Source organism: Rhizobium sp. WYCCWR10014 (assembly GCF_001657485.1).
Classification (GTDB): domain Bacteria; phylum Pseudomonadota; class Alphaproteobacteria; order Rhizobiales; family Rhizobiaceae; genus Rhizobium.
On record NZ_LXFU01000050.1, the window covers coordinates 56,311 to 79,445 of the forward strand.

At 61.3% G+C, this 23,135-nt stretch carries 19 protein-coding genes; 15 read left to right on the forward strand and 4 right to left on the reverse strand.

Annotated elements, in window-relative coordinates:
- Positions 1–63: 63 nt before the first annotated feature.
- Genes A6U98_RS28945 through ugpC form a run of 4 tightly spaced genes read left to right on the forward strand, consistent with a single transcriptional unit; the run spans position 64 to position 4,937 of the window.
- Positions 64–987, forward strand: a complete 924-nt coding sequence (locus A6U98_RS28945) for a sugar ABC transporter permease (protein WP_064654374.1) — start codon at positions 64–66, stop codon at positions 985–987.
- Entirely contained in the window at positions 987–1,856 is an 870-nt protein-coding gene (locus A6U98_RS28950; RefSeq protein WP_064654375.1) for a carbohydrate ABC transporter permease, read from the forward strand. The genes A6U98_RS28945 and A6U98_RS28950 overlap by 1 nt, the downstream gene beginning before the upstream one ends.
- Before the next feature lie 27 nt (positions 1,857–1,883).
- Positions 1,884–3,827 carry a beta-L-arabinofuranosidase domain-containing protein gene (locus A6U98_RS28955; RefSeq protein ID WP_064654376.1) on the forward strand — a complete coding sequence of 648 codons (1,944 nt, stop codon included), beginning with the start codon at positions 1,884–1,886 and terminating at the stop codon, positions 3,825–3,827.
- Between the two features lie 9 nt (positions 3,828–3,836).
- Entirely contained in the window at positions 3,837–4,937 is a 1,101-nt protein-coding gene (ugpC, locus tag A6U98_RS28960) for a sn-glycerol-3-phosphate ABC transporter ATP-binding protein UgpC (protein WP_064654377.1), read from the forward strand.
- A gap of 50 nt (positions 4,938–4,987) precedes the next feature.
- Here the strand turns inward: ugpC and A6U98_RS28965 are convergent, their stop codons facing one another.
- On the reverse strand, positions 4,988–5,899 hold the full coding sequence (locus tag A6U98_RS28965) for a dihydrodipicolinate synthase family protein (protein WP_064654378.1): 912 nt from the start codon (positions 5,897–5,899) through the stop codon (positions 4,988–4,990).
- 150 nt (positions 5,900–6,049) lie between these two features.
- On the opposite strand from A6U98_RS28965, the gene A6U98_RS28970 reads away from it, so the two are divergent.
- Entirely contained in the window at positions 6,050–6,754 is a 705-nt protein-coding gene (locus tag A6U98_RS28970) for a GntR family transcriptional regulator (RefSeq protein ID WP_018246734.1), read from the forward strand.
- Positions 6,755–6,783: 29 nt separating this feature from the next.
- On the opposite strand, the gene A6U98_RS28975 is transcribed toward A6U98_RS28970, so the two are convergent.
- Positions 6,784–8,082, reverse strand: a complete 1,299-nt coding sequence (locus tag A6U98_RS28975; protein ID WP_064654379.1) for an alpha/beta fold hydrolase — start codon at positions 8,080–8,082, stop codon at positions 6,784–6,786.
- 122 nt (positions 8,083–8,204) lie between these two features.
- Here A6U98_RS28975 and A6U98_RS28980 point away from each other — a divergent pair, with 122 nt between their 5' ends.
- Positions 8,205–9,347 carry a Xaa-Pro peptidase family protein gene (locus A6U98_RS28980; protein WP_064654380.1) on the forward strand — a complete coding sequence of 381 codons (1,143 nt, stop codon included), beginning with the start codon at positions 8,205–8,207 and terminating at the stop codon, positions 9,345–9,347.
- Between the two features lie 444 nt (positions 9,348–9,791).
- A complete protein-coding gene (locus A6U98_RS28985) occupies positions 9,792–10,532 on the forward strand; it encodes a DUF4231 domain-containing protein (protein ID WP_064654563.1) in 741 nt (246 codons plus the stop codon).
- Between the two features lie 102 nt (positions 10,533–10,634).
- Here the strand turns inward: A6U98_RS28985 and A6U98_RS28990 are convergent, their stop codons facing one another.
- Positions 10,635–11,972: an alpha-L-fucosidase gene (locus tag A6U98_RS28990; protein ID WP_064654381.1), complete on the reverse strand. Its 1,338-nt coding sequence runs from the start codon at positions 11,970–11,972 to the stop codon at positions 10,635–10,637.
- Positions 11,973–12,062: 90 nt separating this feature from the next.
- Positions 12,063–13,070, reverse strand: coding sequence for a LacI family DNA-binding transcriptional regulator (locus A6U98_RS28995; RefSeq protein WP_029873465.1), 1,008 nt, complete (start codon positions 13,068–13,070; stop codon positions 12,063–12,065).
- A 193-nt stretch (positions 13,071–13,263) separates the two neighbouring features.
- Between A6U98_RS28995 and A6U98_RS29000 the strand changes: the two genes are divergently transcribed.
- From A6U98_RS29000 to A6U98_RS29035, 8 genes are all read left to right on the forward strand, one after another.
- On the forward strand, positions 13,264–15,189 hold the full coding sequence (locus A6U98_RS29000; RefSeq protein ID WP_064654382.1) for an ABC transporter substrate-binding protein: 1,926 nt from the start codon (positions 13,264–13,266) through the stop codon (positions 15,187–15,189).
- Between the two features lie 102 nt (positions 15,190–15,291).
- The gene (locus A6U98_RS29005; RefSeq protein ID WP_018246741.1) at positions 15,292–16,278 is read left to right on the forward strand and encodes an ABC transporter permease; all 987 of its coding nucleotides are present in this window, start codon (positions 15,292–15,294) and stop codon (positions 16,276–16,278) included.
- A 12-nt stretch (positions 16,279–16,290) separates the two neighbouring features.
- Positions 16,291–17,424 (forward strand): ABC transporter permease, encoded by a 1,134-nt coding sequence (locus tag A6U98_RS29010; RefSeq protein WP_064654383.1) that lies wholly within the window; start codon positions 16,291–16,293, stop codon positions 17,422–17,424.
- Positions 17,414–18,463, forward strand: a complete 1,050-nt coding sequence (locus tag A6U98_RS29015) for an ABC transporter ATP-binding protein (RefSeq protein ID WP_064654384.1) — start codon at positions 17,414–17,416, stop codon at positions 18,461–18,463. The genes A6U98_RS29010 and A6U98_RS29015 overlap by 11 nt, the downstream gene beginning before the upstream one ends.
- A complete protein-coding gene (locus A6U98_RS29020) occupies positions 18,463–19,521 on the forward strand; it encodes an oligopeptide/dipeptide ABC transporter ATP-binding protein (RefSeq protein ID WP_197496456.1) in 1,059 nt (352 codons plus the stop codon). The genes A6U98_RS29015 and A6U98_RS29020 overlap by 1 nt, the downstream gene beginning before the upstream one ends.
- A complete protein-coding gene (locus A6U98_RS29025) occupies positions 19,521–20,354 on the forward strand; it encodes a 5-deoxy-glucuronate isomerase (protein WP_064654386.1) in 834 nt (277 codons plus the stop codon). Before A6U98_RS29020 ends, A6U98_RS29025 begins: the two co-directional genes overlap by 1 nt.
- A gap of 67 nt (positions 20,355–20,421) precedes the next feature.
- Complete coding sequence (locus A6U98_RS29030; RefSeq protein ID WP_064654387.1) at positions 20,422–22,287, forward strand: glycosyl hydrolase; 1,866 nt, start codon at positions 20,422–20,424, stop codon at positions 22,285–22,287.
- 29 nt (positions 22,288–22,316) lie between these two features.
- Positions 22,317–23,135 (forward strand): TIM barrel protein, encoded by an 819-nt coding sequence (locus tag A6U98_RS29035; protein WP_064654388.1) that lies wholly within the window; start codon positions 22,317–22,319, stop codon positions 23,133–23,135.

Below are 23,135 nucleotides of genomic sequence, written 5' to 3' on the forward strand. Positions count from 1 at the left end.
GTGTCCGCGGATGCCCTGCCGTCGCTGTCACATCTCGACTTTCAAGCGGAAGGAGGAGTTGCGGTGATATCCTCGACACTTCGCAGCCGGAGGCGCGCAGTCGCGACCGGAGAACCGGAGCCAAAGGGTTGGCTTGGCCTTGCCTTCATCCTGCCGGGCTTGCTGTTCATCGTCGTGCTTTTCCTCGTGCCGCTTGTCATGACGGTCTGGATGAGCTTCTACAACTGGCCGCTTCTTGGCCGGACCAAATTCATCGGCCTCTCCAACTATGCCGAGCTGATCGGGGATACCCAGCTCTGGCATTCCCTGGGTTTTACGCTGCTCTACACGGTGCTGGTCACGGCTGCGATCTTCCTGGTCGCCTTTCCTCTGGCGCTGCTCGTCGACCGGCCGCTGCGCATCGCCGGCTTTTTCCGCACGATCTATTTCATGCCCGTCGTCATCGGCTTCGGGGCGGCCTCGACATTGTGGATGTGGCTGCTCAATCCCGATAGCGGCGTCTTTGCGCAATTGCTGCGCGGGGCAGGCATCATCGACAGCGCCCCGAGACCGCTCGAAAGTTTCTGGCCGGCACTCGGCGTCGTCATCCTAATGGTCGTCTGGAAAACAGCGGGCTTCACGATGATTATCCTCCTGACCGGCCTGCAGAGCATATCCAACGACGTCATCGAAGCCGCCAGGATCGACGGCGCCAGCGTCTGGAGCCGGTTTCGCCGCATAACGCTGCCTTTGATGAGGAATTCGGTCGTCCTGGCGCTTGTCCTCAACGTCACCTCATCGATGCTGGCCTTCGACCAGTTCTTCATCATCACCCAGGGCGGCCCTGAGAACAGCACGATCTCCGCGGTCTTCTCGATCTATCTCGCCTCGTTCTCATCCTACCGCCTCGGTTATGGCTCGGCGATCTCCTTTGCCCTGCTCGTCGTGCTGGTGGCGATCAGTGCGATACAGTTCGTCCTGCTGCGCCAGCGGCCGGAGGAGGGTTGATGGAACGGCTCAACCACAATCTCGCAGCGAAGCCGGCGAGCGAGCGGCTCGGTTATCTCGCTTTCGTTCTGACGGCATGCGTCTTTGCCGTCTTCTTCGTGATGCCGATCGTCTGGTCCTTCGCCAATTCCTTCAAGCCCGCGGCCGCAGCACTTGCCGATCCGGCAGCGCTCTTCTCGAAAGCCTTCTCGCTCGAAAACTACCGCCGTCTCGAACATGTCGGCGCCGGCTGGTACGTCTATGCCGGCAATTCGGTGCTGATTGCTGCCGGAACGGTGATCCTGACGGTGCTCGTCTCGGTGCCGGCGGGATACGGCTTTTCGAAATTCCGTTTTCCCGGTCAGTCACTGCTCTTCGTGCTGATCATGGCGACGATGATGATCCCGTTCCAGTCGATCCTGACGCCGCTTTTCCTGATCCTGAAAGTCTTCCGGCTGCAAAACAGCCTTTTCGGCCTGGTGCTGATCTATGTAACGTTCCAGCTTCCCTTTTCCGTTTTCATGATGCGCAACGCCTTCGACGCGGTGCCGAAGGCGCTGATCGAAGCGGCGCGGATAGATGGCGCGTCGCAGGCGACGATCCTGCGCCGGATCATGCTGCCGATCGCGCTTCCCGGTGTTGCCACCGTTGCGATGTTCGCCTTCCTGAATTCCTGGAACGAATTCCTCGCCGCCCTTATCTTTTTGTCCGACCAGAACAAGTTCACGCTGCCGATCATGCTGGTGAATGTTTCGTCGGGCATCTACGGCATTATCGACTGGGGCGCACTGCAGGCCGGCATAGCCGTGACCATGGTCCCCTGCATCCTGCTTTTCCTTCTCTTGCAACGATATTACGTGCGCGGCCTGACGGCCGGCGCCGTGAAGTAACAGCGCTCGTTCCGCTCAGGAGTCCTCATGACCAGCTCACCTCGTTTTCAACCGGCACGCGCTGCGGGACGGCAGCGATACAGGCCCGCCGACCATTCCAGTGTCGTATTCCATGGCGGTTTCTGGCAGAGCTGGACGGAGACGGTCCGCAACGTCACCATCCCGACGCAGCACAAGCGGCTGGAAGAGGAGGGCTTCCTCGAGGTGCTCGATTTTGACAAGCCGGCCGGGCCGCTGGTGCGCCCGATCCAGCCGAGCGGACTGTCGATGCAGCATTTCTTCGATTCCGATTTCGGCAAATGGATCGAGGCCGCAAGTTACACGCTGAAGGCTCACCCGAATGCTGGGCTCGAAACGAAGATCGATGATATCGTCGCAAAGCTCGAAAAAGGGCAGATGGCCGATGGCTACCTCAACAGCTGGTTCATTCGCCGCGAGCCGGACAGGCGCTGGACCAACCTGCGCGACCTGCACGAGATGTATTCGATGGGCCACTTGCTGGAAGGGGCTGTCGCCTACTACGAGGCGACGGGAAAGCGTCGTTTCCTCGATGTGATGATCCGCGCCGTCGACCATATCATCGCCACCTTCGGCGCGGAGCCCGGAAAGCTCAGAGGTTACGATGCCCATGAGGAAATCGAGCTGGCGCTGGTCAAGCTCTATCGCGTGACGCGCGATCCGCGGCATCTGAAGCTTGCGACCTATTTCGTCGACGAACGTGGCCGCATGCCCTCATATTACGACGAGGAGGCTCGCAAACGCGGCGAGAGCCCTGATGATTATGTCTACAAGACATATGCCTATAGCCAGGCCCATATGCCGGTGCGCGACCAGCACCAGGTCGTCGGCCACGCGGTTCGCGCCATGTACCTGTTTTCTGCGATGGCGGATCTCTCCCATGAAAACGACGATCCGACATTGAAGGAAGCCTGCGACCGGCTTTTTGACAATCTGGTCAGCCGCCAGCTCTACGTGACCGGTGGCCTTGGCCCGTCGGCATCCAATGAAGGGTTCACGCGGGAATTCGACCTGCCGAACGAGACGGCCTATGCCGAGACATGCGCAGCCGTCGCGCTCGGCTTTTGGAGCCATCGCATGGCGCAGGTCGATCTCGATAGCAAGTTCACCGACAGACTGGAAACGGTGCTCTACAACGGCGCGCTTTCGGGCATCGCGCGCGACGGCGAGCATTATTTCTATGAGAACGTCCTTGAAAGCCACGGGCAGCACCGCCGGTGGAAATGGCATTACTGCCCCTGCTGCCCGACCAACATCGCCCGCTTCATCACGTCGGTCGGCCAATATTTCTATTCCACGGGTGATCATGAGCTCGCCGTCCATCTCTACGGCACCAATTCCGCCGAGCTGACAGTCGGCGACAGCTTCGTGCGGCTGATCCAGGAGACGCAATATCCATGGGATGGCGACATCAGCCTGCGGTTCGCCGTCGAGCCGCCAAGCCGGTTTCAGCTTCGTCTTCGCATCCCCGGATGGTGCAGGCAGGCGCAGATCTCGGTCAACGGCGTTGCCGTCGATCTCGATCAATGCGTGACGAAGGGTTATGCGGCAATATCAAGGGAATGGCGCAATGGCGACGAGGTCCGCATTGGCCTGTCGATGCCTGTCGAGCGCATCTACGCGCATCCTGCCGTCTCCGAAGACGGCGGACGCGTCGCGCTGCGGCGCGGTCCCGTCGTCTATTGTATCGAGGAAATGGACCTCGGCGGTGAGCCGCAGCGGCTCCGCCTGCCGGCATCTGAGGAAATTTTCGCCCGCTACGATGCCGTGCTTCTCGGCGGAGCGACCGTCCTCGAAGGCACTGCGCTCGAAGCCGATATATCCGATTGGCAGAATGCGCTCTATCGCACCGCGCGCCCCTCGCTGAAGGAGCGGCCCTTCATGGCGATCCCCTATCACCTCTGGGCCAATCGCGAGCCCGGAGCGATGGCGATCTGGTTGCAGGAGGTCTAGGAGAAAACCATGGCACGGCTGGAACTCAGGAGCATCGTCAAGTCCTATGGCATCTACGAGGCCGTGCGCGGCATCAGCCTTGACATCGAAGACAATGAATTCGTCGTTTTCGTAGGTCCGTCGGGATGCGGAAAATCGACGACATTGCGTATGATCGCGGGTCTCGAACACATCACCGGTGGTGAGATCGTGATCGGCGACCAGGTCGTCAACCGGCTTGGCCCGGGCAAACGCGATATCGCCATGGTCTTTCAGAACTACGCGCTCTATCCGCACATGACGGTGCGGGAGAATATTTCGTTCTGCCTGGAGCAGCAGAAGCTTGCCAAGAGCGAGATTGACGCCCGTATCATCAGGGCGGCGGAAACCTTGCATATCAGCGAGCTGCTCGGCCGGCGTCCGGGCCAGCTTTCGGGCGGCCAGCGCCAGCGCGTCGCGATGGGGCGCGCCATCGTCCGGAATCCGAAAGTCTTTCTCTTCGACGAGCCATTGTCCAACCTTGATGCCAAGCTTCGCGTACAGATGCGCACGGAGATCAAGCGGCTGCACCAGCTGTTGCCGACGACGACCGTCTACGTCACGCACGACCAGGTCGAGGCGATGACCATGGCGGATCGTGTCGTGGTGATGAATGGTGGCATCATCGAACAGGCGGGACCGCCGCAGGCGCTCTATCATCGGCCGGTCAGCCAGTTCGTCGCCGGTTTCATCGGCTCTCCGTCGATGAACTTCCTGTCCGCGACGCTGCTATCAGGAGAGAAGGGCCTCGTCGTCAAGCTGACCGACGGCAGCGAGCTTCCAGTGCCGGAGACTCGCGCCGGCGACTATGCCAGCCATGCCGGCAAATCAGTCGTGTTCGGGATCAGGCCGGAATCGATCACCGACCGCCAGGCCCGTCCTGGTTATGCCGACATCGAAGCGAAGATTGATCTTGTGGAACCACTCGGGCCGGAGACCATGGTTTATTTCGGCATCGGCGAGGCAAGCCTTTGCGCCTGCATCGATCCCGAGAGCGGGCCCAGGCCGATGTCGACGATGCCGCTCTCGTTCAACATGAACCAGATGCATCTGTTTGATCCGGCGACCGGCCGGTCGCTGGCGCTTGCCTGAACTGCAAACACGGAAAGGCCGACGACCGCGCGGTCGCCGGCCTCGTTGTATCAGGCGGCTTGGCGGATCTTCGAGGGACGCGTGGCGGCGGCCTTCTCGACCATGGCAGTGACTTCGGCGCGGCGGGCGCCCGAAAGCGGCAGGCGCGGCATGCGAACGCGTTCTGAGCCGCGGCCCATGATCTGCTCGGCGAGCTTGATCGACTGGACGAGGTCGTGTTCGGCATCGAGGTGCAGAAGCGGCATGAACCAGCGATAGATCTTGCGGGCCTCTTCCCAGTCACCGCGTTCGGCGGCGGCAACGAGCCGCACGGATTCCTCGGGGAAGGCGCTGGTCAGGCCGGAGACCCAGCCCTTGGCGCCAAGCATCAGGCCTTCAAGCGCCACATCGTCGAGACCTGCGAAGATATCGAAACGATCGCCGAATTCATTGATGAGATCGGTGAAGCGGCGCGGATCCGGCGCGCTTTCCTTGACCGCCTTGATGTTCGGCACGTCGGCAAGCACCTTCAGCACATCGGCGCCGATATTGACGCGGTAAGCCGGCGGGTTGTTGTAGAGCATGATCGGCAGCGAGGTCGCTTCGGCGACGGTGCGGAAATGCGCGATCAGCTCTTCGGGCTTCGGCACATAAACCATGGCCGGCAGCAGCATCAGGCCGTCGGCGCCGAGCTTTTCGGCGTCGCGAGCATAGGCGACGGCACGGCGCGTGTCGAATTCGGACACGCCGGTGACCACGGGAACGCGGCCGTTGACGACCTCGACGGCAGCTTTCAAGATCGTGCGCTTCTCCTCGGGGTCCAGCGAATTGTTCTCGCCGCATGTGCCCATGACGATCAGTCCATTGACGCCATCGTTTACAAGCGCGTCCTGGACACGCTGGGTCGAGGGCAAATCAACGGAAAGATCTTCGTTGAACTGTGTCGTTACGGCGGGAAATACGCCCTTCCATCCTGTGGTCATCGATCGAGCCTCGTTGAAACTGATTGCCTTATATACAAACTGTCGACAAGATTCAATGATGTGAGCTTACAAATTTGAGGCCCCCGAAGACCGACATTGCGGGAATCGGCCGAAACGAAATACAAGGCTCTAACGAAAGAGGGCGGACGAATGCGGAACGACGCGGAAAATGTGCGGGTGCGCGGCTCTGGCACGCAGAGCGTCTATGTGACGCTCAGGCGGGAAATCCTGTCGATGGCGCTGGAACCCGGCAGTCCGCTCGACGAGGTGCGGCTGTCGGAACGTTTCCGGATGTCGCGGACTCCCATTCGCGAGGCGCTGTTGCGGCTCGCCGCCGACGGGCTGGTCACGACGCTGCCGAACAGGAACACGATCGTCGCGACGATCGATTTCGCAAGCCTGCCCACCTATTTCGAAGCGTTGACGCTGATGTACCGGGTGACGACCCGCGGCGCGGCGCAACGGCGCAACGGCGAGATCATGAAGACCGTTCGCCGGCATCAGAAGGACTTCGCCGATGCCGTTGCCGCGCGCGATGCCTATGCGATGATCGAGGCGAACCGCGAATTTCACGTCGCGATTGCCGAACTTGCCGGCAATTCCTATTACACGGCCTTCTTCGCCAGGCTGCTCGACGAGGGCCGCCGCATCCTGCGCCTTTACTACTCGACATTCGACGACCGTCTGCCGCGCCAGTATGTCGACGAACACGAGGAGATCATCGCCGCGATCGAGGCCGGTGACGTCGAGCGGGCCGACCGCCTGGCGATCGCCCACGCCGGGCAGATCGTTCGCCAGATCCAGGAATATATCGCCCGCGATCTGGACCGGCCGGTAGCGATCAGCATGTCCTGATGCGACGAGAGCAATGAACCGTTCGAGCCTCAGGAGGCGAGGGGGCCGCCCTGTTCCCTGACCAAGGTCATCAGCCTGCGCAGGACAGCCGCCGATTGGCGAACACCGTCATGCTCGAATTCGTTGGTCACCCATGCCTGCACGTTGGCGACGTGGCGCGCTGTCTCGAGCGAAAGTGCGGCATCGACATACATGTCGTCATGATAGATGACGGCAGCGACCGGCACTTCGTTTGCCGCGAGACGTGCCGGGGCATAGAGCGGCACGTAGCGCTCATGTGTGGCCAGCGCCTCGACGCCCGCCCTGAAAGCCCTGAGCGAGCGAATTTCCTCGAACATCCAGTGATACATCATCTCCCCCGTCAACAGCAGCGGCCGCCGGTCGCCGGCAAAAGCCGGATGCTCGGCGCGGATCCGTTCGGCCGCCCAGGCAGTCGGCGTCCCGGCCTGGCCATAGATGCTTTCCTGCAAAACGGCGAAGAGCGGATTGTCGTCATAGGAGGTCAGGGACATCACCGACGCGAGAAAGCGATCGGAGAGACGGTCTTCATTGGGACCGGAGAAAGCCTCGTCGACCAGCCAATGGATGTTCTCGTAACCCGGCGCCATGCCGAAATCGATGCCGATGGTCTGAAAGCGGCGAACGGAGAGGCGATCGCCATCGGGCAACCGCACCTCATTGGTCTCGATATAGTCGGCGATCCGGCCGATGCGCTCGGCATCCCCGGGGTAGCGGCGGTAATAGGCGGCGTTCTTTTCGGTGACGCGCGGGTAGGTGCGCCGATAGACATCGTCGGCCGTCGCCCCAAGGCCGGCAAGGCCGCCGGTGACATAACAGGCGGAAAGTCCCTCCGGCGCCTTCGACAGATAGGTGAGTGTCAGGAAGCCGCCATAGCTCTGGCCCAGCGTCTGCCAGCGCCCGCCGCCGAAGACGGTTTTCCTCAGATGTTCGCAATCGGCAACGATGCTGTCGGCACGAAAGAGGGTGAGATAGTCGGCTGCGGCCCTGCCGTCGGCAAAACGCTCCATCATCGCACTTTCGATCCGGCTGCTGCGCCCGGTGCCGCGCTGGTCGATCAGGATAACGCGGTGCGTCTTCAGGGCTTCGGCAAGCCATGGCGGCCCGCCATTGCTCGGCCGCGGCGATTTTCCGCCAGGACCGCCTTGAAGGAAAGCCAGCAACGGCAGTGTTTCGCGACGGCGGGCGGGATCGCACACTTCTCGTGCAAAAATCCGGATTGTCTCCCCGTCCGGCTTCGACCAATCCAGGGGAACGTCGACCATATGATCGCGTATCAGCATGCCCGGTATGGTGTATTCGACCGCCATCGCTATCTCCTCATTTTTCATGTCGACATATTGCCTACAGCGGCATTAGTGTCGGTTCAAGATCCTGGCTGCAAGGCGAGGGATTCATCGCTCCGGAAGCGCAGGAAAAGCAGGAAAACAACATGTCGTGGCAGCATACGGTACCCCGCATAACTGAGGATGAGCGGCAGAACCGCCTCGCCAGGCTTCGCAAAATGATCGAAGCCGAAGGATTGGCTGCCGTGCTTCTTGGGCCGACCGAAAGCCTGCATTATTTCACGGGGCTGGTCTGGCATCCGAGCGAGAGGTTCCTCGGCGCGCTCGTCACGCCCGCGACCATTTTCTACATCGTTCCGGGGTTCGAGCGCAGCCGTGTCGAAACGCTGCCGCATCTGCCGGGGGAAATCCTGGTCTGGGAAGAGGAGGAGAGCAGCGCCGCTCTGATCGCCCGCCTTGTTGCCCAGGGCGGCAGACTTGCCCTCGACGATGGTTTGCCGCTTTTCTTCTATCATGCATTGGCAGCGGAGATGGGCGCGGCGAGGCTTGCCGATGGCGGGCGGCTGATCCGCGACCTGCGTTGCATCAAATCGGCCGCGGAGATCGCCCTCATTCAGTATGCGATGGACCTGACGCTTGACGTCCACAAGCAAGTGCATGGGTTTTTGAAACCGGGCATCAAATCATCCGAGGTGGTCGATTTCATCGACCGGCAGCATCGCCAAGCCGGCGCCGATGCCGGCTCCACATTCTGCATCGTCTCCTTCGGCGCGGCGACCTCGCTTCCGCATGGCGCCGACGGCGATCAGGTCCTTGGTCGCGACGACGTGATTCTCGTCGATACCGGCTGCCGGATTGACGGTTATCATTCCGATATCACCAGGACCTATATGCTGGAGGGCGGCAACAGCGCGTTCGAACGGGCTTGGTGGATCGAGCGCGAGGCGCAACAGGCCGTCTTCGACGCAGCCCGGATCGGTGCCGCCTGCTCGAGCCTCGACGATGCGGCCCGCAAGGTGCTTGCCAAACACTCCCTCGGCCCCGACTATCGCCTGCCGGGTTTGCCGCATCGCGCCGGTCATGGCCTCGGGCTCGAGATCCACGAGGAGCCCTACATCGCTCGCGGCAACGACGCGCCGCTTGCCGCCGGCATGTGTTTTTCCAACGAGCCGATGATCGTCTTCCCCGGGAAATTCGGGATCCGGCTCGAAGACCATATGTACATGACCGCCGAGGGACCATGCTGGCTGACCAATCCAGCGGCGGGGCCGACCGAACCATTCTCCTGAGCGGGCGCGATCTCCTGCCCGCTCAGGCAGCGCCGGTTTTCAAGTGGCTGTCAGGCTGGGCAAAATACCTTGTACAACAATGCAGCGGGTGCCCTCCATTGGTCTGGAGAACCGCAATTGCCGGTAGAAATGGCAAGGCGGAGTCAAGGCCCGGCAAAGCAAACAGCCGCCGACCGTCATCCCAATTGCGGTGACGAAGCGCTCGCCACCTCGACCGGCCGCTGGCGATCAGCATAACCTGAAGCGGCGGGATTCAAGAGGCGAAGGCTACCCCAGCCTGGCCGTTGGCGATGGGGCGGTCGGTTCTCGCGGTATCGGACATATCGACCGGACCGAGGGTTGCCGGCAATTCGATCCTTAAAGTATTACTTCGCAAACGTTACTTGCTTTCTGGCGTGGTAAAAGGTTGACTATGGTTAACCCTGTAGTCTCGAGGATAGGATGATGAACTTGTTCAGAAAGGAGGGGGATGACCACGCTCAACTGCAGAAAATGACACTGACTGGCAGATATAGAAATATAGCAGCGATGCTTTCGTTAGCAGTGGTTGCCCTGTCTATATTCTTGATATCGATTGGTGCTTTAATTGAATTTTTTCAACCTGAGTTTTTGTCAAACGTCATTCTTGACGACGTCCCTTTGCACTACATCGCCTGGTTCATGATTACCTTCGGGATCACTATCGCCGTCATCAACGTGATTTTGGCGGCAAGGCGGGAGATCGAGCAGGAGACGGCCGAAAGCATGCTTCCATCGGACGCAGCCGAGATCAAAAGGCAGGCTTTACGTGACCTTCGAATACATCGAAACGGCTATGCGCGCTCCTCCAAGGTCAATCAATATCTCTGGAATTTTCTCACATTGGGGATCATCGTTTTGAGCGGTCTCTCAGCGTTGTTTTCCGCCTATGGCCCGGTTGTCCCCAATTGGCTGCCAATGACCGCTTCCGCGCTCGTGGCACTTTTCGGCGTGATAATGGTTCAATTTCGTGTCAGGGATGTCTGGCAATTGAGAGAGCAGGGAAGGATTGAAGCGGAAGTGCTCGTCGCCGATGCTCACCTCATCGAGACAACAGACAATCTTGCAACGCTCAAACAGGCATCCGCCCTCAGAAGGCGCGCCCATGCACTCGAGATGAAACAGCTCAACCAGCTCTTCGTGGAAACCACCGAAGCCAATCCGTAGCCACTGTCGGTGTATGGCGGGGCCGACGGAGCCGTTTATCTGAGCGGGCATGCCCCGCCCGCCCAGGCAACCGATCTCAGCTGCGCGATCGTCCGCCACCCTTTAATCCTGAATGCCGGAGGTGCTCCCTGCCTTGAGCTTAACTTCGATGACCGGGACGACGATCTGAGGTCGGCGAACCGGCAGGACGAATGTCATTTGATCATCACCGACGGGGAACTGCGTGTTCGCCCACAAGGTATTGGCTGACGGGCGCAGCCAGGTGACTTCGCTGCCATCATGCAGGAACTGCGCATATTCGACTTTCCCCGCCAGCGCATCGAAATGCAGATGGCGATAGGGCCAGTTGAAGAGGTGGATATAGAGGCGATCGCCATTCTGGGTAAGGCGGCAGTCGGCCGGCGCGGCGAAGTCGGACTGAGTGCAACCGACGATGCTGCGCTCGTGCAGTGCCATCCACTCCTCATAGGCGGCAAGGGCTGTAATCGCGCGATGGTCGAGCGTGCCGCGCGCCGTCGGCCCAACATTCATCAACAGATTGCCGCCCATGGCAACGGTCCCGACCAGCATCTGCACCAGTTGTTCCGTGCTTTTCCAGGTGTCCTCGTCGCGGTGATAGCCCCAGGAGCCGCTGAGTGTATGGCACGCTTCCCAGACGACGCGCCTGCCATCGCGGAGCGGCCGGGCGCGCGGCATATATTGCTCCGGCGTGACGATGTCGGGCTGCAGGCCGGCGAGATCGAGCCGATTGTTGATGATGATGTCGGGGGCGAGCTCGCGCACCAGGCGCACGAGTTTCTCGCTTTCCCAATCCTGATGGCCCTTTCCGACCAGGTCTCCGAGCTTCCACTGCGGATAGCTGAAGTCGAACCACATGATGTCGATTTGCCCGAAGTCCGTCAGCAACTCGCGGACCTGCTCACGCATGAAGGCGGCGTAACGCTGCATGTCCCGGCCTTCGTTGATTTTCAGCGCATCGGGATGATTGCGCTGCGGGTGGCGCGGATCGACCGTGAAGTCCGGATGATGCCAATCGATCAGCGAATAGTAGAACCCGATCCTCAGGCCCTCCGCACGGAAGGCGTCGACGAACGGGCCCAGCAGATCCCGCCCATAAGGCGTGTTGGTCACCTTGAAGTCGGTTGCCTTGGTATCCCAGAGGCAGAAGCCTTCATGGTGCTTGGTGGTCAGCACCACATACTTCATGCCGGCCGCTTTCGCGCGTCTGGCCCATTCGCGGGGGTCGTAGAGATCGGGATCGAAATGATCGAAATATTTCTGGTAGTCGGCGTCGTTCAGTTCTTCACGGCTCTTGACCCACTCATGGCGTGCCGGCAGGGCATAAAGCCCCCAATGAACGAACATGCCGAACCGCTCATGAACGAACCAGGCCTTTTTCTCCTCAGGCAGGGCCAGTGACTGCAGATTGTTGATATCCATCGGATATTCCTCCTGTTCCAAACTTTAAGAGTTGGAGCATGATGTCGTCCGAAAACCGCTCACACTTTTCGGCATCATGCTCCGGGGCGTTCAGGTTGTTTCGCGGATGATAAGCTCGGGCACGATGACGATACCGTGCTGGCGGTTTCTGGTGGCGATGCGGCTGAGCAGCAGACGCACGGCTTCCTCCCCCATTTCGCGTTTTTGCACCCGCAAGGTGGTGAGCGCCGGAGACAGCAGTTCGGCAGTCGGAATATCGTCGAAACCGATCAGGGCGATTTGCCCGGGGATAGAAACGCCGGCTGCCCGGCAGGCCTTCATGGCGCCGATCGCATTGAGGTCGTTGTAGCAGACGAGAGCATCGATGCCGGGCGCCTCCGCCAGCAATTGTGCGGCCGCCGTTTGGCCACCCGCTGCGGTCGGATCGCAATAAACGATGCCTTGCGCCTTGAGCCCATGGGCGGCCAGCGTTTTGCGAAAACCGACAAGCCGGCTCTTGCCGCCAAACGAACTGCGCGGCCCGGCGATGATCGCTATCCTGCGGCGTCCGCGCTCGACCAGATGGTCGATGGCACGCGACGCTCCCGTCTCGTAGTCGGTGACGATCGTCCCGGCGACCTCGTTGGGCGCCTCGCGGTTGATGAGCACCACCGCGCGGTGGGGCGCAAGCGCCTTATGCAGCGCGGCATCGGGCAGTCGCGGGCTGCAGACGATGATCCCGTCGACCCGGTGCCGCAGCAGCGTTTCGATGAGTTCTTCCTCCCGCTTGCTGTTCTCGACGACATTGGACAGAAGCAGGTTGTAGCCGGCAGCGCTCGCGGCATCCTCTGCTCCCCTGATGACTTCGGGAAAGAACGGATTGGTGATGTCGGGAACGAGAAGGCCGATGGCCTTCGATCGATCGGACCGCAATCCACGCGCAAAGGGATTGGGCCGGTAATTGAGTTCGCTCGCCGCTAAAATAATCCGTTGACTGGTCTCCGCACTGGCTCCGCCCCGATCATTGAGCACGCGCGATACCGTCATTGGCGACACCCCTGCGGCGCGGGCGACATCGGCGATGGTAATTTTGGATTCTGGCTCTTTAGGGCGGCTCAATTGGATTGTCTCGTCAGAAATGGCAGGAAGTTACGATAACGATAACTAACATAATTTCCAGGAATGCCAAGGCTGCTCTGGCTCAGTATAAGGTGTCGAGAATCTCTTTGACAAGATTTAACGGTAACGATAACGTTAAGGAAAGAGGAGAATACGTTAACGATAACCTAGAGCGGAATATTGGGAGGAAAGAATGCAACACGTCAGAATCTTAAGACGGCAGGTTGTCTCGACCGTTGCCGCGGCGATCCTCATGGGCGTCGGCTGGGCCGGTGCCGCATTCGGCTTTGAGGAGTCGCCGGAACTGAAGGCGCTGGTCGACGCCGGCAAGCTGCCGCCCATCGAAAAGCGGCTGCCCAAGGAGCCGCTGGTGCTCACTCCGCTTGAATCCGTCGGTACCTATGGCGGGACCTGGCGCACGGCCACCTTTGGCGGTGGCGACAGCGAGATCGAGCGTTCGATCGGCTACACGAGACTGGTTCGCTGGAATCCGGAATGGACCGAGGTGATCCCCGATATCGCCAAGAGCGTCGAGGTCAATGACAATGCCACCGAATATACGTTCACCTTGCGGGAGGGCACGCGCTGGTCGGATGGCGAGCCCTTTACCGCGGACGATCTGGTGTGGTGGAACGAGAACGTGCTGCGCAACACCAAGATCACGCCTGCAGCACCCGACTGGCTGACCGCGGGCGGAGAGACAGTCAAGGTCGAAAAGCTCGCCGACGACAAGGTCGTCTTCAAATTTGCTGCGCCGAACGGCCTGTTCCTGATGAACATGGCCACCGTGCGCGGCTCCGATATTCTGGCGGCCGCACCGGCCCACTACCTCAAGCAATTCCACAAGGATTTCAATCCCGACGGCGTCGATGCCCTGGTGAAGACAGCCGGCGCAACCGACTGGGTCCAGCTCTTCAACAACAAGATCGGGTTTCCCGGCCGCTGGCGCGATCTCGGCCGTCCAACGCTCGATGCCTGGGTGTTGACCGCGCCCTATAACGGCACCACCCAGGTCGTCGCCGAGCGCAATCCATACTATGCCAAGGTGGATACCGCAGGAAACCAGCTGCCTTACTTCGATCGCATCACCATCGATGTGATGCAGGATACCCAGGCAATCATCCTGAAGGCGATCAGCGGCGAAATCGACATGCAGAACCGCTTCATCGAGACGACGGACGCCCGTACGGTGATCGTGCAGAACCAGGAGAAGGGCGGCTATGGCCTGTTCATCGCCCGGCCGGCGTGGTCGAACGCCCTGCTGATCACCCTGAACCAGACCCACAAGAATCCGGCCCTGCGCGCTGTCTTTTCCAACAAGGATTTCCGCATCGGCCTCAGCTACGCCATCAACCGCGAAGAGCTCAACCAGCTGATCTATGCCGGACAGGCCAAGCCTTATCAGGCAGCACCGCGTGAAGGCACTGCGCTCTACGACGAGAAGATGGCGAGGCAGTATCTGGAGTATAATGTCGATCTCGCCAATCAGTATCTCGATAAGGCCGGCCTTACCAAACATGACGCCGAAGGCTACCGCCTCGGCCAGGACGGCAAGCGGATTACCTTTGCGATCGACGCCTTGACCGGAAGCCCGATCCAGGTGGACGCCCTTGAGATGATCCAGCGCTACTGGCGGGCCGTCGGCATCGACATGCAGCCCCGCCCGGCCGAACGTTCGTTGATCTTCTCCCGCCTGCAGAACAATGAGAATGACGGCCTTGGATGGGTTGGTGGCGGTGGCTACGACTTCCTCGGCCTGCTCGATCCAAAATGGTACTTCCCGCACGAATATGAATCGAGCTTCGCCACGGCCTGGGGCCTCTATTACCAGAACCCCAAGGATCCGAACGCGCAAGAACCGAGCCCTGCTGCCAAGAAGCAGATGGATCTCTATCGGCAGGTGCAGGAAGCGCCGACGCTCGAAAAGCAGTTGGCCGCGATGAAGGAACTGCTGGCGATCACCCGTGACGAATTCTACGTCATCGGCACCAACCTGGAGCCGGACCGCGTCGGCATCGTCAAGACCAATATGCGCAATGTCCCGAAGGTCATTCCCAGCACATCGTTCTACATGACACCGGGACCGGCAAAGCCCGAGACCTTCTACTACCAGCAATAACGGAACGCGACCGACAGGGATGGCGTCTACGGGCGCCACCCCATCGACACCAGCCCAGTCCCAATCATCCGATCGGCGATTGCCGATTGAAGGAGCTTGACCATGGCCGGCTTCATCATCAGACGTCTGCTTTACATGATCCCGATGATGTTCGCGATCTCCGTCGTGACCTTCATCATCATCCAGTTGCCGCCCGGCGACTTCCTGACCGCGATGACCGCGCGTCTGGCCTCCCAGAACGAAACGATCGATCCCGGCGTCATCGCCGGCCTGCGTGAACGCTATGGCCTCGATCAGCCCTGGGCGGTTCAATACTGGAAATGGATCAGCGGCATCCTGCTGCGCGGGGATTTCGGCCAGTCCCTCGATTGGAACAAGCCGGTCAGCGAGCTGATCTGGGCCCGCATGGGCCTGACGATGGTGGTCTCGGTCACCACGCTGCTCTTCGTCTGGGCGGTGGCCTTTCCGATCGGCATCTATTCGGCCGTGCGGCAATATTCGGTGGGAGATTACTTCGCCACCTTCTTCGGCTTTCTCGGCCTTGCCATCCCGAATTTCCTGCTGGCGCTGGTGCTGATGTATGTTTCGGCACAATATTTCGGCCAAAGCACCGGCGGGCTGTTTTCGCCCGCCTATATCAATGCCGTCTGGAGCTGGGCCAAGCTCGGCGATCTCATTTCGCATATGTGGATCCCGGTCGTCGTTCTCGGCACAGGTGCCACCGCAGCACTGATCCGTATCATGCGCGCCAACCTGCTCGACGAGCTCAACAAGCCCTATGTCGACATGGCCCGCGCCCGGGGCTTGAGCGAAATCCGGCTGCTGTTGAAATATCCGGTTCGGGTGGCGCTCAACCCGTTCGTCTCGACCGTCGGCTGGGTGCTGCCGCACCTCGTCTCCGGCTCGGTGGTGGTCTCCATCGTTCTCAGCCTGCCGATCACCGGGCCACTGCTGCTCAACGCCCTGTTTGCCCAGGACATGTATCTGGCCGGCACATTCATCCTGCTGATGAGCATGCTGACGCTGATCGGCACACTGATTTCGGATCTGCTGCTCGCCTGGCTTGATCCACGCATTCGCAACGGCTGAAGGACGAGACCAATGACCGATCAAGCCATCGCGCTACAGCCTGAACTGATCCAGAATTCCGACGCGGTCGCCGGCCAGTGGAAGCTCATATGGCGGCGCTTCCGTCGCCATCGCCTGGCGCTGGCGGCCGGCGTCGTCCTCTTTTTGATCTACCTGGTCGCCCTGTTTGCCGAGGTTCTCGCCCCGGTTTCATCGCAGACCTACGATTCCCGCTACACCTATGCGCCGCCCCAGCAGATCAAGTTCGCCGGCTACGACGCGGCAGGGCAGTTTCATCCGCTCTACGTCAACGGTTATTCGATGAAGGTTGACCCGATCGCGCTCAGCCGCAATTACCAGCCCGATCCGGCCGTCGTCATCCCCCTCGGCTTCTTCGTCAAGGGCGAACCCTACCGGCTCTGGGGGCTGTTCGATTTCGACCGCCACCTGATCGGCCCGATCGAGATGGGCAAACCATTCTACCTGTTCGGCGCCGACCGGCTGGGTCGCGACGTCTTCAGCCGGACGGTCCACGGCACGCGCGTGTCTATGTCCGTCGGACTGATCGGCGTCGCCATCAGCCTCATCCTCGGCATCATCCTGGGCGGCATCTCGGGGCTCTACGGCGGCTGGGTGGACGATGTGATCCAGCGTTCCATCGAGCTCATCAACTCTATCCCCACCATCCCGCTGTGGATGGGCCTTGCGGCTGCCGTTCCGATCAGCGCCGACCCGCTCCTAGTCTATCTCTGGATCACCATCATTCTGTCGCTTATCGGCTGGACCGATCTGGCGCGGGTGGTGCGCGGCCGCTTCCTGTCGCTCAAGACGGAAGACTTCGTCATCGCCGCCCGTCTCGACGGCTGTTCGCAGATGCGCATCATCTGGCGGCACATGGTTCCGTCCTTCATGAGCCACATCATCGCCTCGGTGACGCTCGCCATCCCGACGATGATCCTCGCAGAAACCGCGCTCTCCTTCCTCGGCATCGGCCTGCGCCCGCCGGTGGTGAGCTGGGGCGTGCTGCTTCAGGAGGCACAGAACATTCTCGCCGTCTCGAGCGCACCCTGGCTGTTTCTTCCCGGTCTCGCGGTGATCGTCACCGTGCTCGCCCTCAATTTCCTCGGTGATGGATTACGCGATGCTGCAGATCCCTATGAATACTGATCCCAATTTTGCCGCAGCCGGCGGCCGGCACGGGGATCGTGACCCGCTGATCGAGGTCGTTGATCTCAGGACCCATTTCTTCGGTGGTGCGGGCACGATCAAGGCGGTCGACGGCGTCTCCTTTTCCATCCCGCGCGGCAAGACGGTCTGCGTCGTCGGCGAATCCGGTTCGGGCAAGAGCATCACTGGCCGCTCGATCCTCAACCAGGTTCCCAGGGGAGGGCGGATCGTCTCGGGTGCAATCCGCTACCGGCCGGATCCGGCAGCACCCTTCGTCGACCTGGCGGCGCTCGATCCGCGCGGCCATGACATGCGGGCGATCCGCGGTGCCCAGATCGGCCTGATCAGCCAGGAGCCGATGGCCGCACTTTCCCCCGTTCATACGATCGGCAACCAGATGGTTGAAGTGATCCGCTTGCATCTGAAGATGGGAAAGAAGGAGGCGCGCGAACATGCCATCGAGACATTGGCTCTGGTCGGCATTCCGCGGCCGGCCGAGCGCATGGAAAGCTATGCCTTCCAGTTTTCCGGCGGCATGCGCCAGCGCGTCTGCATCGCCTTGGCGCTTGCCTGCCGCCCCAGGCTGCTGATCGCCGACGAGCCGACCACGGCGCTCGACGTGACCACCCAGGCCAATATCCTCGATCTCCTGGCCTCGCTGCAGGCCGAATTCGGGCTCTCGGTGCTGTTCGTGACCCATGATCTCGGTGTGGTGGCCGAAATCGCCGACGAGGTCGTCGTCATGTATGTCGGCCGGGTCGTGGAGGCAGGCGATGTCGACACGATCTTCCACGCGCCTGTTCATCCCTACACCAAGGCGCTGCTGCAATCGGTGCCGCGCATGCATGGGCAACCCACCGAACGGCTTGCGATCATCGACGGCATGGTACCCTCGCGTTTCAACCGGCCCCCGGGCTGCAGCTTTCATCCCCGATGCAAGGAGGCGAGGGCGGGCTTGTGTGACCAAAAGGATCCGCAGCCCGTCACCATCGGCGACGGGCATGTCGCCAGCTGTCTGCTTTACGAAGGAAGACAATGATGGCCGATCCCATGACCCAACCAAGCCCGCTGCTCGAACTGAACGATCTCAGGATGCATTTCCCCATTCGCAAGGGCGCATTCCGGCGTGTGGTCGGACACGTCAAGGCGGTCGACGGCGTTTCACTTCGCATCGATGATGGCGAAACACTCGGCATTGTCGGGGAGTCCGGTTGCGGCAAGTCCACGCTTGCCCGCACGGTGCTGCGCATCTATCAGCCGACGAGCGGCGAAATCCGCTATCGCAGCCGCAGCGGCGGCACGGTCGATCTCGCGGCGTTGTCTGGTTCTGCCCTCGACGAAATCCATCGCGACCTGCGCATCGTGTTTCAGGACCCGCAATCTTCGCTCAATCCGCGCCTTCCTGTCATCGACATCATCGGCGAGGTGCTTGGTGTCAACGGCATCGCCAAGGGCCGGGAGCTCGAGCACCGGGTGGCCGAACTGATGCAGAGCGTCGGGCTGCGGCCCGAATACATGCACCGCTATCCCCATGCTTTCTCCGGCGGCGAGCGCCAGCGCATAGGCATAGCCCGGGCGCTGGCCTCCAATCCGCGGCTGGTGATCGCCGATGAGGCCGTCTCGGCCCTCGATGTCAGCGTGCAGGCACAAACCATCAACCTCCTGCAGGACCTGCAGGAACAGTTTGGTCTGACCTATCTCTTCGTCGCCCACGACCTCTCGGTCGTCCGGCACATCTCGGATAACATTGCCGTCATGTATGTCGGCCGCGTGGTCGAAAAGGCGCCGACGGAGCAGATCTTCTCGCGCCCGCTTCACCCCTATACCGAAGCGCTGCTCTCGGCGGTGCCGATCGCCGATCCACGGATGCGCCGCCATGGCCAGCGCATCCGGCTGGCTGGCGAGGTTGCTGACCCCGCCCATCCGCCTCCCGGCTGCGCATTTCATCCTCGCTGCCGCTACGCCACCGAGCTTTGCAAGCAGGAGGTGCCGGGCTTACGCACCGTCACGGCCGATGGGCACGCAGTGGCCTGTCACTACGCCGAATCCTTGTCGCTTAATCCCTTCGCCGACCGTACCGTTCCGGAGTTCAATTGATGCCCGAATTCATTCCACGCTCCGAGCAGCGTCCCATTGTGGATACCTCCTCCACGACGCTCGATCTCATCTACTTCGATCTCGTCACGCTCGCCTCCAACGAGCAGGACATCCGGCGGCTGCCCGCGCACGAAAGCCTCTACGTCGTGCTGTCGGGTCAGGTGGATATCGAGGTGGATGACATCATGTTCGAAGCGGTGGGCCGGCGAGCCGATATCTGGGGAGGCGATGCGGACTCGGTTTACGCGCCCGTCGGCGCCAATGTCCGGATATCGGCTCGTGGCGCGACAGCGGAAGTGGCCATCGCCGGCGGCCTCTGCGACACGCACTACGCCCCGTTTCGCATCACGCCGGATGAGGTCGACGCGGTCAATGTCGGCTCGTCGGACACGCATAGCCAGCGGCGGATCGTCCATCTGCTCGGCCAACGGCAGAACGGGCGCTGCGGCAACCTGCTGGTGAGTGAACTCTATGCCGGCGAAGGCTGCTGGTCCGGCTATCCCCCCCACAAACACGATACCGAAGACGGCGATGTCGAGACCCGGCACGAAGAACTCTATCACTATCGCTTCCAGCCCGAGACCGGCTTCGGCAGCCAGATTACCTATGACGAAGACGGTCCGGTCAAGATCCTCATGACCCGCAACGGCGACACAGTCCTGGTCGACCGGGGTTACCACCCGACGGTCACCTCGCCGGGGCACCGGGGCTATATCTTCACCATTCTCGTCGGCAAGCACCGCCGGGGGCTGATCCAGCGCTTTGATCCCGCCCATCAGCATCTGACCAAGACCATCCCCGGCATCGATGCGATGCGCGACAAGTTCAAATAATCCGGCTCCTGGCCTCGTGCGCCGGCATTGCGGCAAACTGCCAACTTCCGCCCAAGGAGAGACGACCATGCGTGAACGTACGCGAATAAACGTTGATGCCGGTGAGGCGGTGCGCCCGTTCAACCGGTTCTGGCGCGGCACCGGCTTTTCGCCGGCCGAGCTGCTGCTCGAGCCCGAGATGCGACAGATGCTTGCCTATATTGGCGGCCTGCCGAATGAGGGCATCAAGTTCCTGCGGGTGCATTATCTCTACAATCTGCTGAGCGCGAAGGGCGGGGCCGGTTACGACTGGTCTCTGCTGGATCGCGCGCTCGACGTGATGATCGAGCACCGGCTGAAGCCGTTCTTCGAGCTGATGGGTAACCCGTCGGGCCTGTTCACCGACTATGAGGACATGGATCAGGTCAAGCGCTGGCGGGATCTGGTGACGGCAACAGTCGACCGTTATGGCGCGCGTTACGGCATGGACGAATTGCGCACATGGTATTTCGAAACGACGAACGAGGCCGACTCCGGCTGGTGGACTTACGGGATCAAGGGTTACACCAACTACTACGACGCCTGTGTCGCGGGGCTCGATGCCATCGATCCCAACCTGCCGATGGGCGGCCCCGGCACCGCCCGCACGCTCTCGCCGATCTTTCGCGCCCTCATGGCTCATTGCGACAACGGCACGAGCTGCCTCACCGGTGACGATCCGCCGCGGATCGATTATATCTCGATCCATGAAAAGGGCGTCAACGGCAGCAAGGAAGACCTGACCCCGAAAACCAACGCCATCGTCGACCGCACCTTGCTCGTCGTCGACTACCTCAAGGAGCACCACCCGCGCCTGGCAGGCCTGCCCATCATCAACGATGAATGCGATCCGCAGCTTGGGTGGAGCGATCATCATAGCTGGCACGGCAAAGCCTATTACGCCGGCATCATAGCCCGCATCATCGAACAGCACGACCGGCGCATCATCGCGCCGAAAGCGGCGAATTTCACCCTCCTCAGCAATGACCACGCCTTTATCGGCGGCTGGAGCCAGCGCACGATCTTTGCCTATTTCGGTTCGCGCAATTTCACCAAGGCGCAGTGGGAGCACAAGACCAATCTGGATATGCTGGTCACGGACGTCGACAGCGCGCCGCCCTTCGACATCATCAAGAAGCCCGGCCTCACATCGATGGAACTGCTGGCAACGCTTGGCGATACCGTTTGCAAGGTGACGGCCGAACCGCCGCTTGCTCCCGATCAGGATGGCCTGGCGATCCTGCCGACACGGCTGCCGGGCGGCGGTGTTTCCATCAGCCTCATCCATAGCGTCGATGCCATCAACCGTTCAGGCCGGACCGCCGTCCGTCTCGAGGTGAGCGGCTTGGTTCCCGGCCGCCACGCGCTTTGCCTGCTGCGCATCGATGAGGAATTCACCAATCCGATGGAGGTCTGGGAGGCCCAGCGCGACGAAAGCAATCCGCGCGGCCCCTTCGAGCCGGTCGGCGCACCGCCCGCACCGACCGAGGCGCAGTTTGCCGAACTGCGCCGGGCGCAGGAGCCCGCCTTGCTGCATCCGATCAGCGTCGTCGACTGCGACGAAGGCCGGATCAGTGTCGACCTCGATGTGCCATTGCCGTCGCTGACGCAGGTGCTTGTCGTTCCCGATACCGGCGCGGCCCCGGCTACACCGACCGGCCTTGTCGTCGAACGCTACCTTGGTCTTGGTGGTCGGGAAGAGCGCATGCTGTTCTGGGTTGCCGGCGATATCAGCCCGGCCATCTTCTACGATGTCCTGGTCAGCACCAATGGCGGGACTTTTGAAAAGGTCAGTTCTGTCCCGCTGATCTCGACGGCATTCCTGCACATGTCGCCGCCGGAGGGCGTGCGGTATGCGGTGCAGGCCCGCGATGCATTTGGCCGCCGCAGCGAGCTTTGTTTCGCCCGCTCATGAACAATGCCATTCTGCCTGGGATCTGATCGATGGATATCGCCTATTTCACCAAGACCCTGGAGGGCCTGCCGCTTGAGGAGGCGGCCGGGATCACGGCCGGTTTGGGATTCGACTGCGCTGATCTTCTCATTCGCGATGGCCACGCCGTTTCCCCTGACAGGCCGGAGGAAATCGTCAAGGCCGTGACGCTCTTTGCCGCGGCCGGCCTACGCACCCCGATGGCGACCATCGATTCCACCCGGCCCGACGATGCCGCATCCCGGCTTCTCGGTTGTTGCGGCGAGGCTGGCATCGGGCAGGTCCGGCTTGGCTTCTGGCGCTACGACCCGTCGCGGCGCTGGCAGGCCCAGCTTGATGAGGCGCGGCGCGATCTCGACGGCTTCGAGCGCCTGGCCGAACGCTTCGGCATCAAGCTGACCATCCAGCTTCACGGCGGGACCTTGCACAGCTCGGGCGCGCTCGCCGTCCAGTTGCTGGCCGGGCGCGATCCGATCCGGATCGGCGCCTATCCCGATCCGGCCAATCAGATCATTCGCGAGGGGAGAGAGGACTGGCGTCTGACGCTTGATATTCTCGAACCGTGGTTCTGCTGCATGGGCGTCAAGAACAGCGGTTGGTTCCCCGGCGCTTACGGAGCTCATGGCCAACGCGCATGGCATTCGGACTGGTACGGGCTCGACGAAGGCATGGTGCCCTGGAACGAGATCGTCCCGCATCTGGTGGCCACAGGCTTTACCGGCGTGCTGTCGATGCAATCCCAATACCGCGTCTCTCGAGAGCAGGCGCTCGACAAGCTCCGCGCCGATCTTACCCATCTCAGGCGCCTGGTCGCCGCAGCGAAAGAGTAG

Excerpts from the sequence above, each read along its gene's own strand:
- A6U98_RS28950 (WP_064654375.1), top strand. The coding sequence starts at position 987 with ATGGAACGGCTCAACCACAATCTCGCAGCGAAGCCGGCGAGCGAGCGG.
- A6U98_RS28955 (WP_064654376.1), top strand. The coding sequence starts at position 1,884 with ATGACCAGCTCACCTCGTTTTCAACCGGCACGCGCTGCGGGACGGCAG.
- ugpC (WP_064654377.1), top strand. The coding sequence starts at position 3,837 with ATGGCACGGCTGGAACTCAGGAGCATCGTCAAGTCCTATGGCATCTAC.
- A6U98_RS28965 (WP_064654378.1), bottom strand. The coding sequence starts at position 5,899 with ATGACCACAGGATGGAAGGGCGTATTTCCCGCCGTAACGACACAGTTC.
- A6U98_RS28970 (WP_018246734.1), top strand. The coding sequence starts at position 6,050 with ATGCGGAACGACGCGGAAAATGTGCGGGTGCGCGGCTCTGGCACGCAG.
- A6U98_RS28975 (WP_064654379.1), bottom strand. The coding sequence starts at position 8,082 with ATGGCGGTCGAATACACCATACCGGGCATGCTGATACGCGATCATATG.
- A6U98_RS28980 (WP_064654380.1), top strand. The coding sequence starts at position 8,205 with ATGTCGTGGCAGCATACGGTACCCCGCATAACTGAGGATGAGCGGCAG.
- A6U98_RS28985 (WP_064654563.1), top strand. The coding sequence starts at position 9,792 with ATGAACTTGTTCAGAAAGGAGGGGGATGACCACGCTCAACTGCAGAAA.
- A6U98_RS28990 (WP_064654381.1), bottom strand. The coding sequence starts at position 11,972 with ATGGATATCAACAATCTGCAGTCACTGGCCCTGCCTGAGGAGAAAAAG.
- A6U98_RS29000 (WP_064654382.1), top strand. The coding sequence starts at position 13,264 with ATGCAACACGTCAGAATCTTAAGACGGCAGGTTGTCTCGACCGTTGCC.
- A6U98_RS29005 (WP_018246741.1), top strand. The coding sequence starts at position 15,292 with ATGGCCGGCTTCATCATCAGACGTCTGCTTTACATGATCCCGATGATG.
- A6U98_RS29010 (WP_064654383.1), top strand. The coding sequence starts at position 16,291 with ATGACCGATCAAGCCATCGCGCTACAGCCTGAACTGATCCAGAATTCC.
- A6U98_RS29015 (WP_064654384.1), top strand. The coding sequence starts at position 17,414 with ATGAATACTGATCCCAATTTTGCCGCAGCCGGCGGCCGGCACGGGGAT.
- A6U98_RS29020 (WP_197496456.1), top strand. The coding sequence starts at position 18,463 with ATGGCCGATCCCATGACCCAACCAAGCCCGCTGCTCGAACTGAACGAT.
- A6U98_RS29025 (WP_064654386.1), top strand. The coding sequence starts at position 19,521 with ATGCCCGAATTCATTCCACGCTCCGAGCAGCGTCCCATTGTGGATACC.
- A6U98_RS29030 (WP_064654387.1), top strand. The coding sequence starts at position 20,422 with ATGCGTGAACGTACGCGAATAAACGTTGATGCCGGTGAGGCGGTGCGC.
- A6U98_RS29035 (WP_064654388.1), top strand. The coding sequence starts at position 22,317 with ATGGATATCGCCTATTTCACCAAGACCCTGGAGGGCCTGCCGCTTGAG.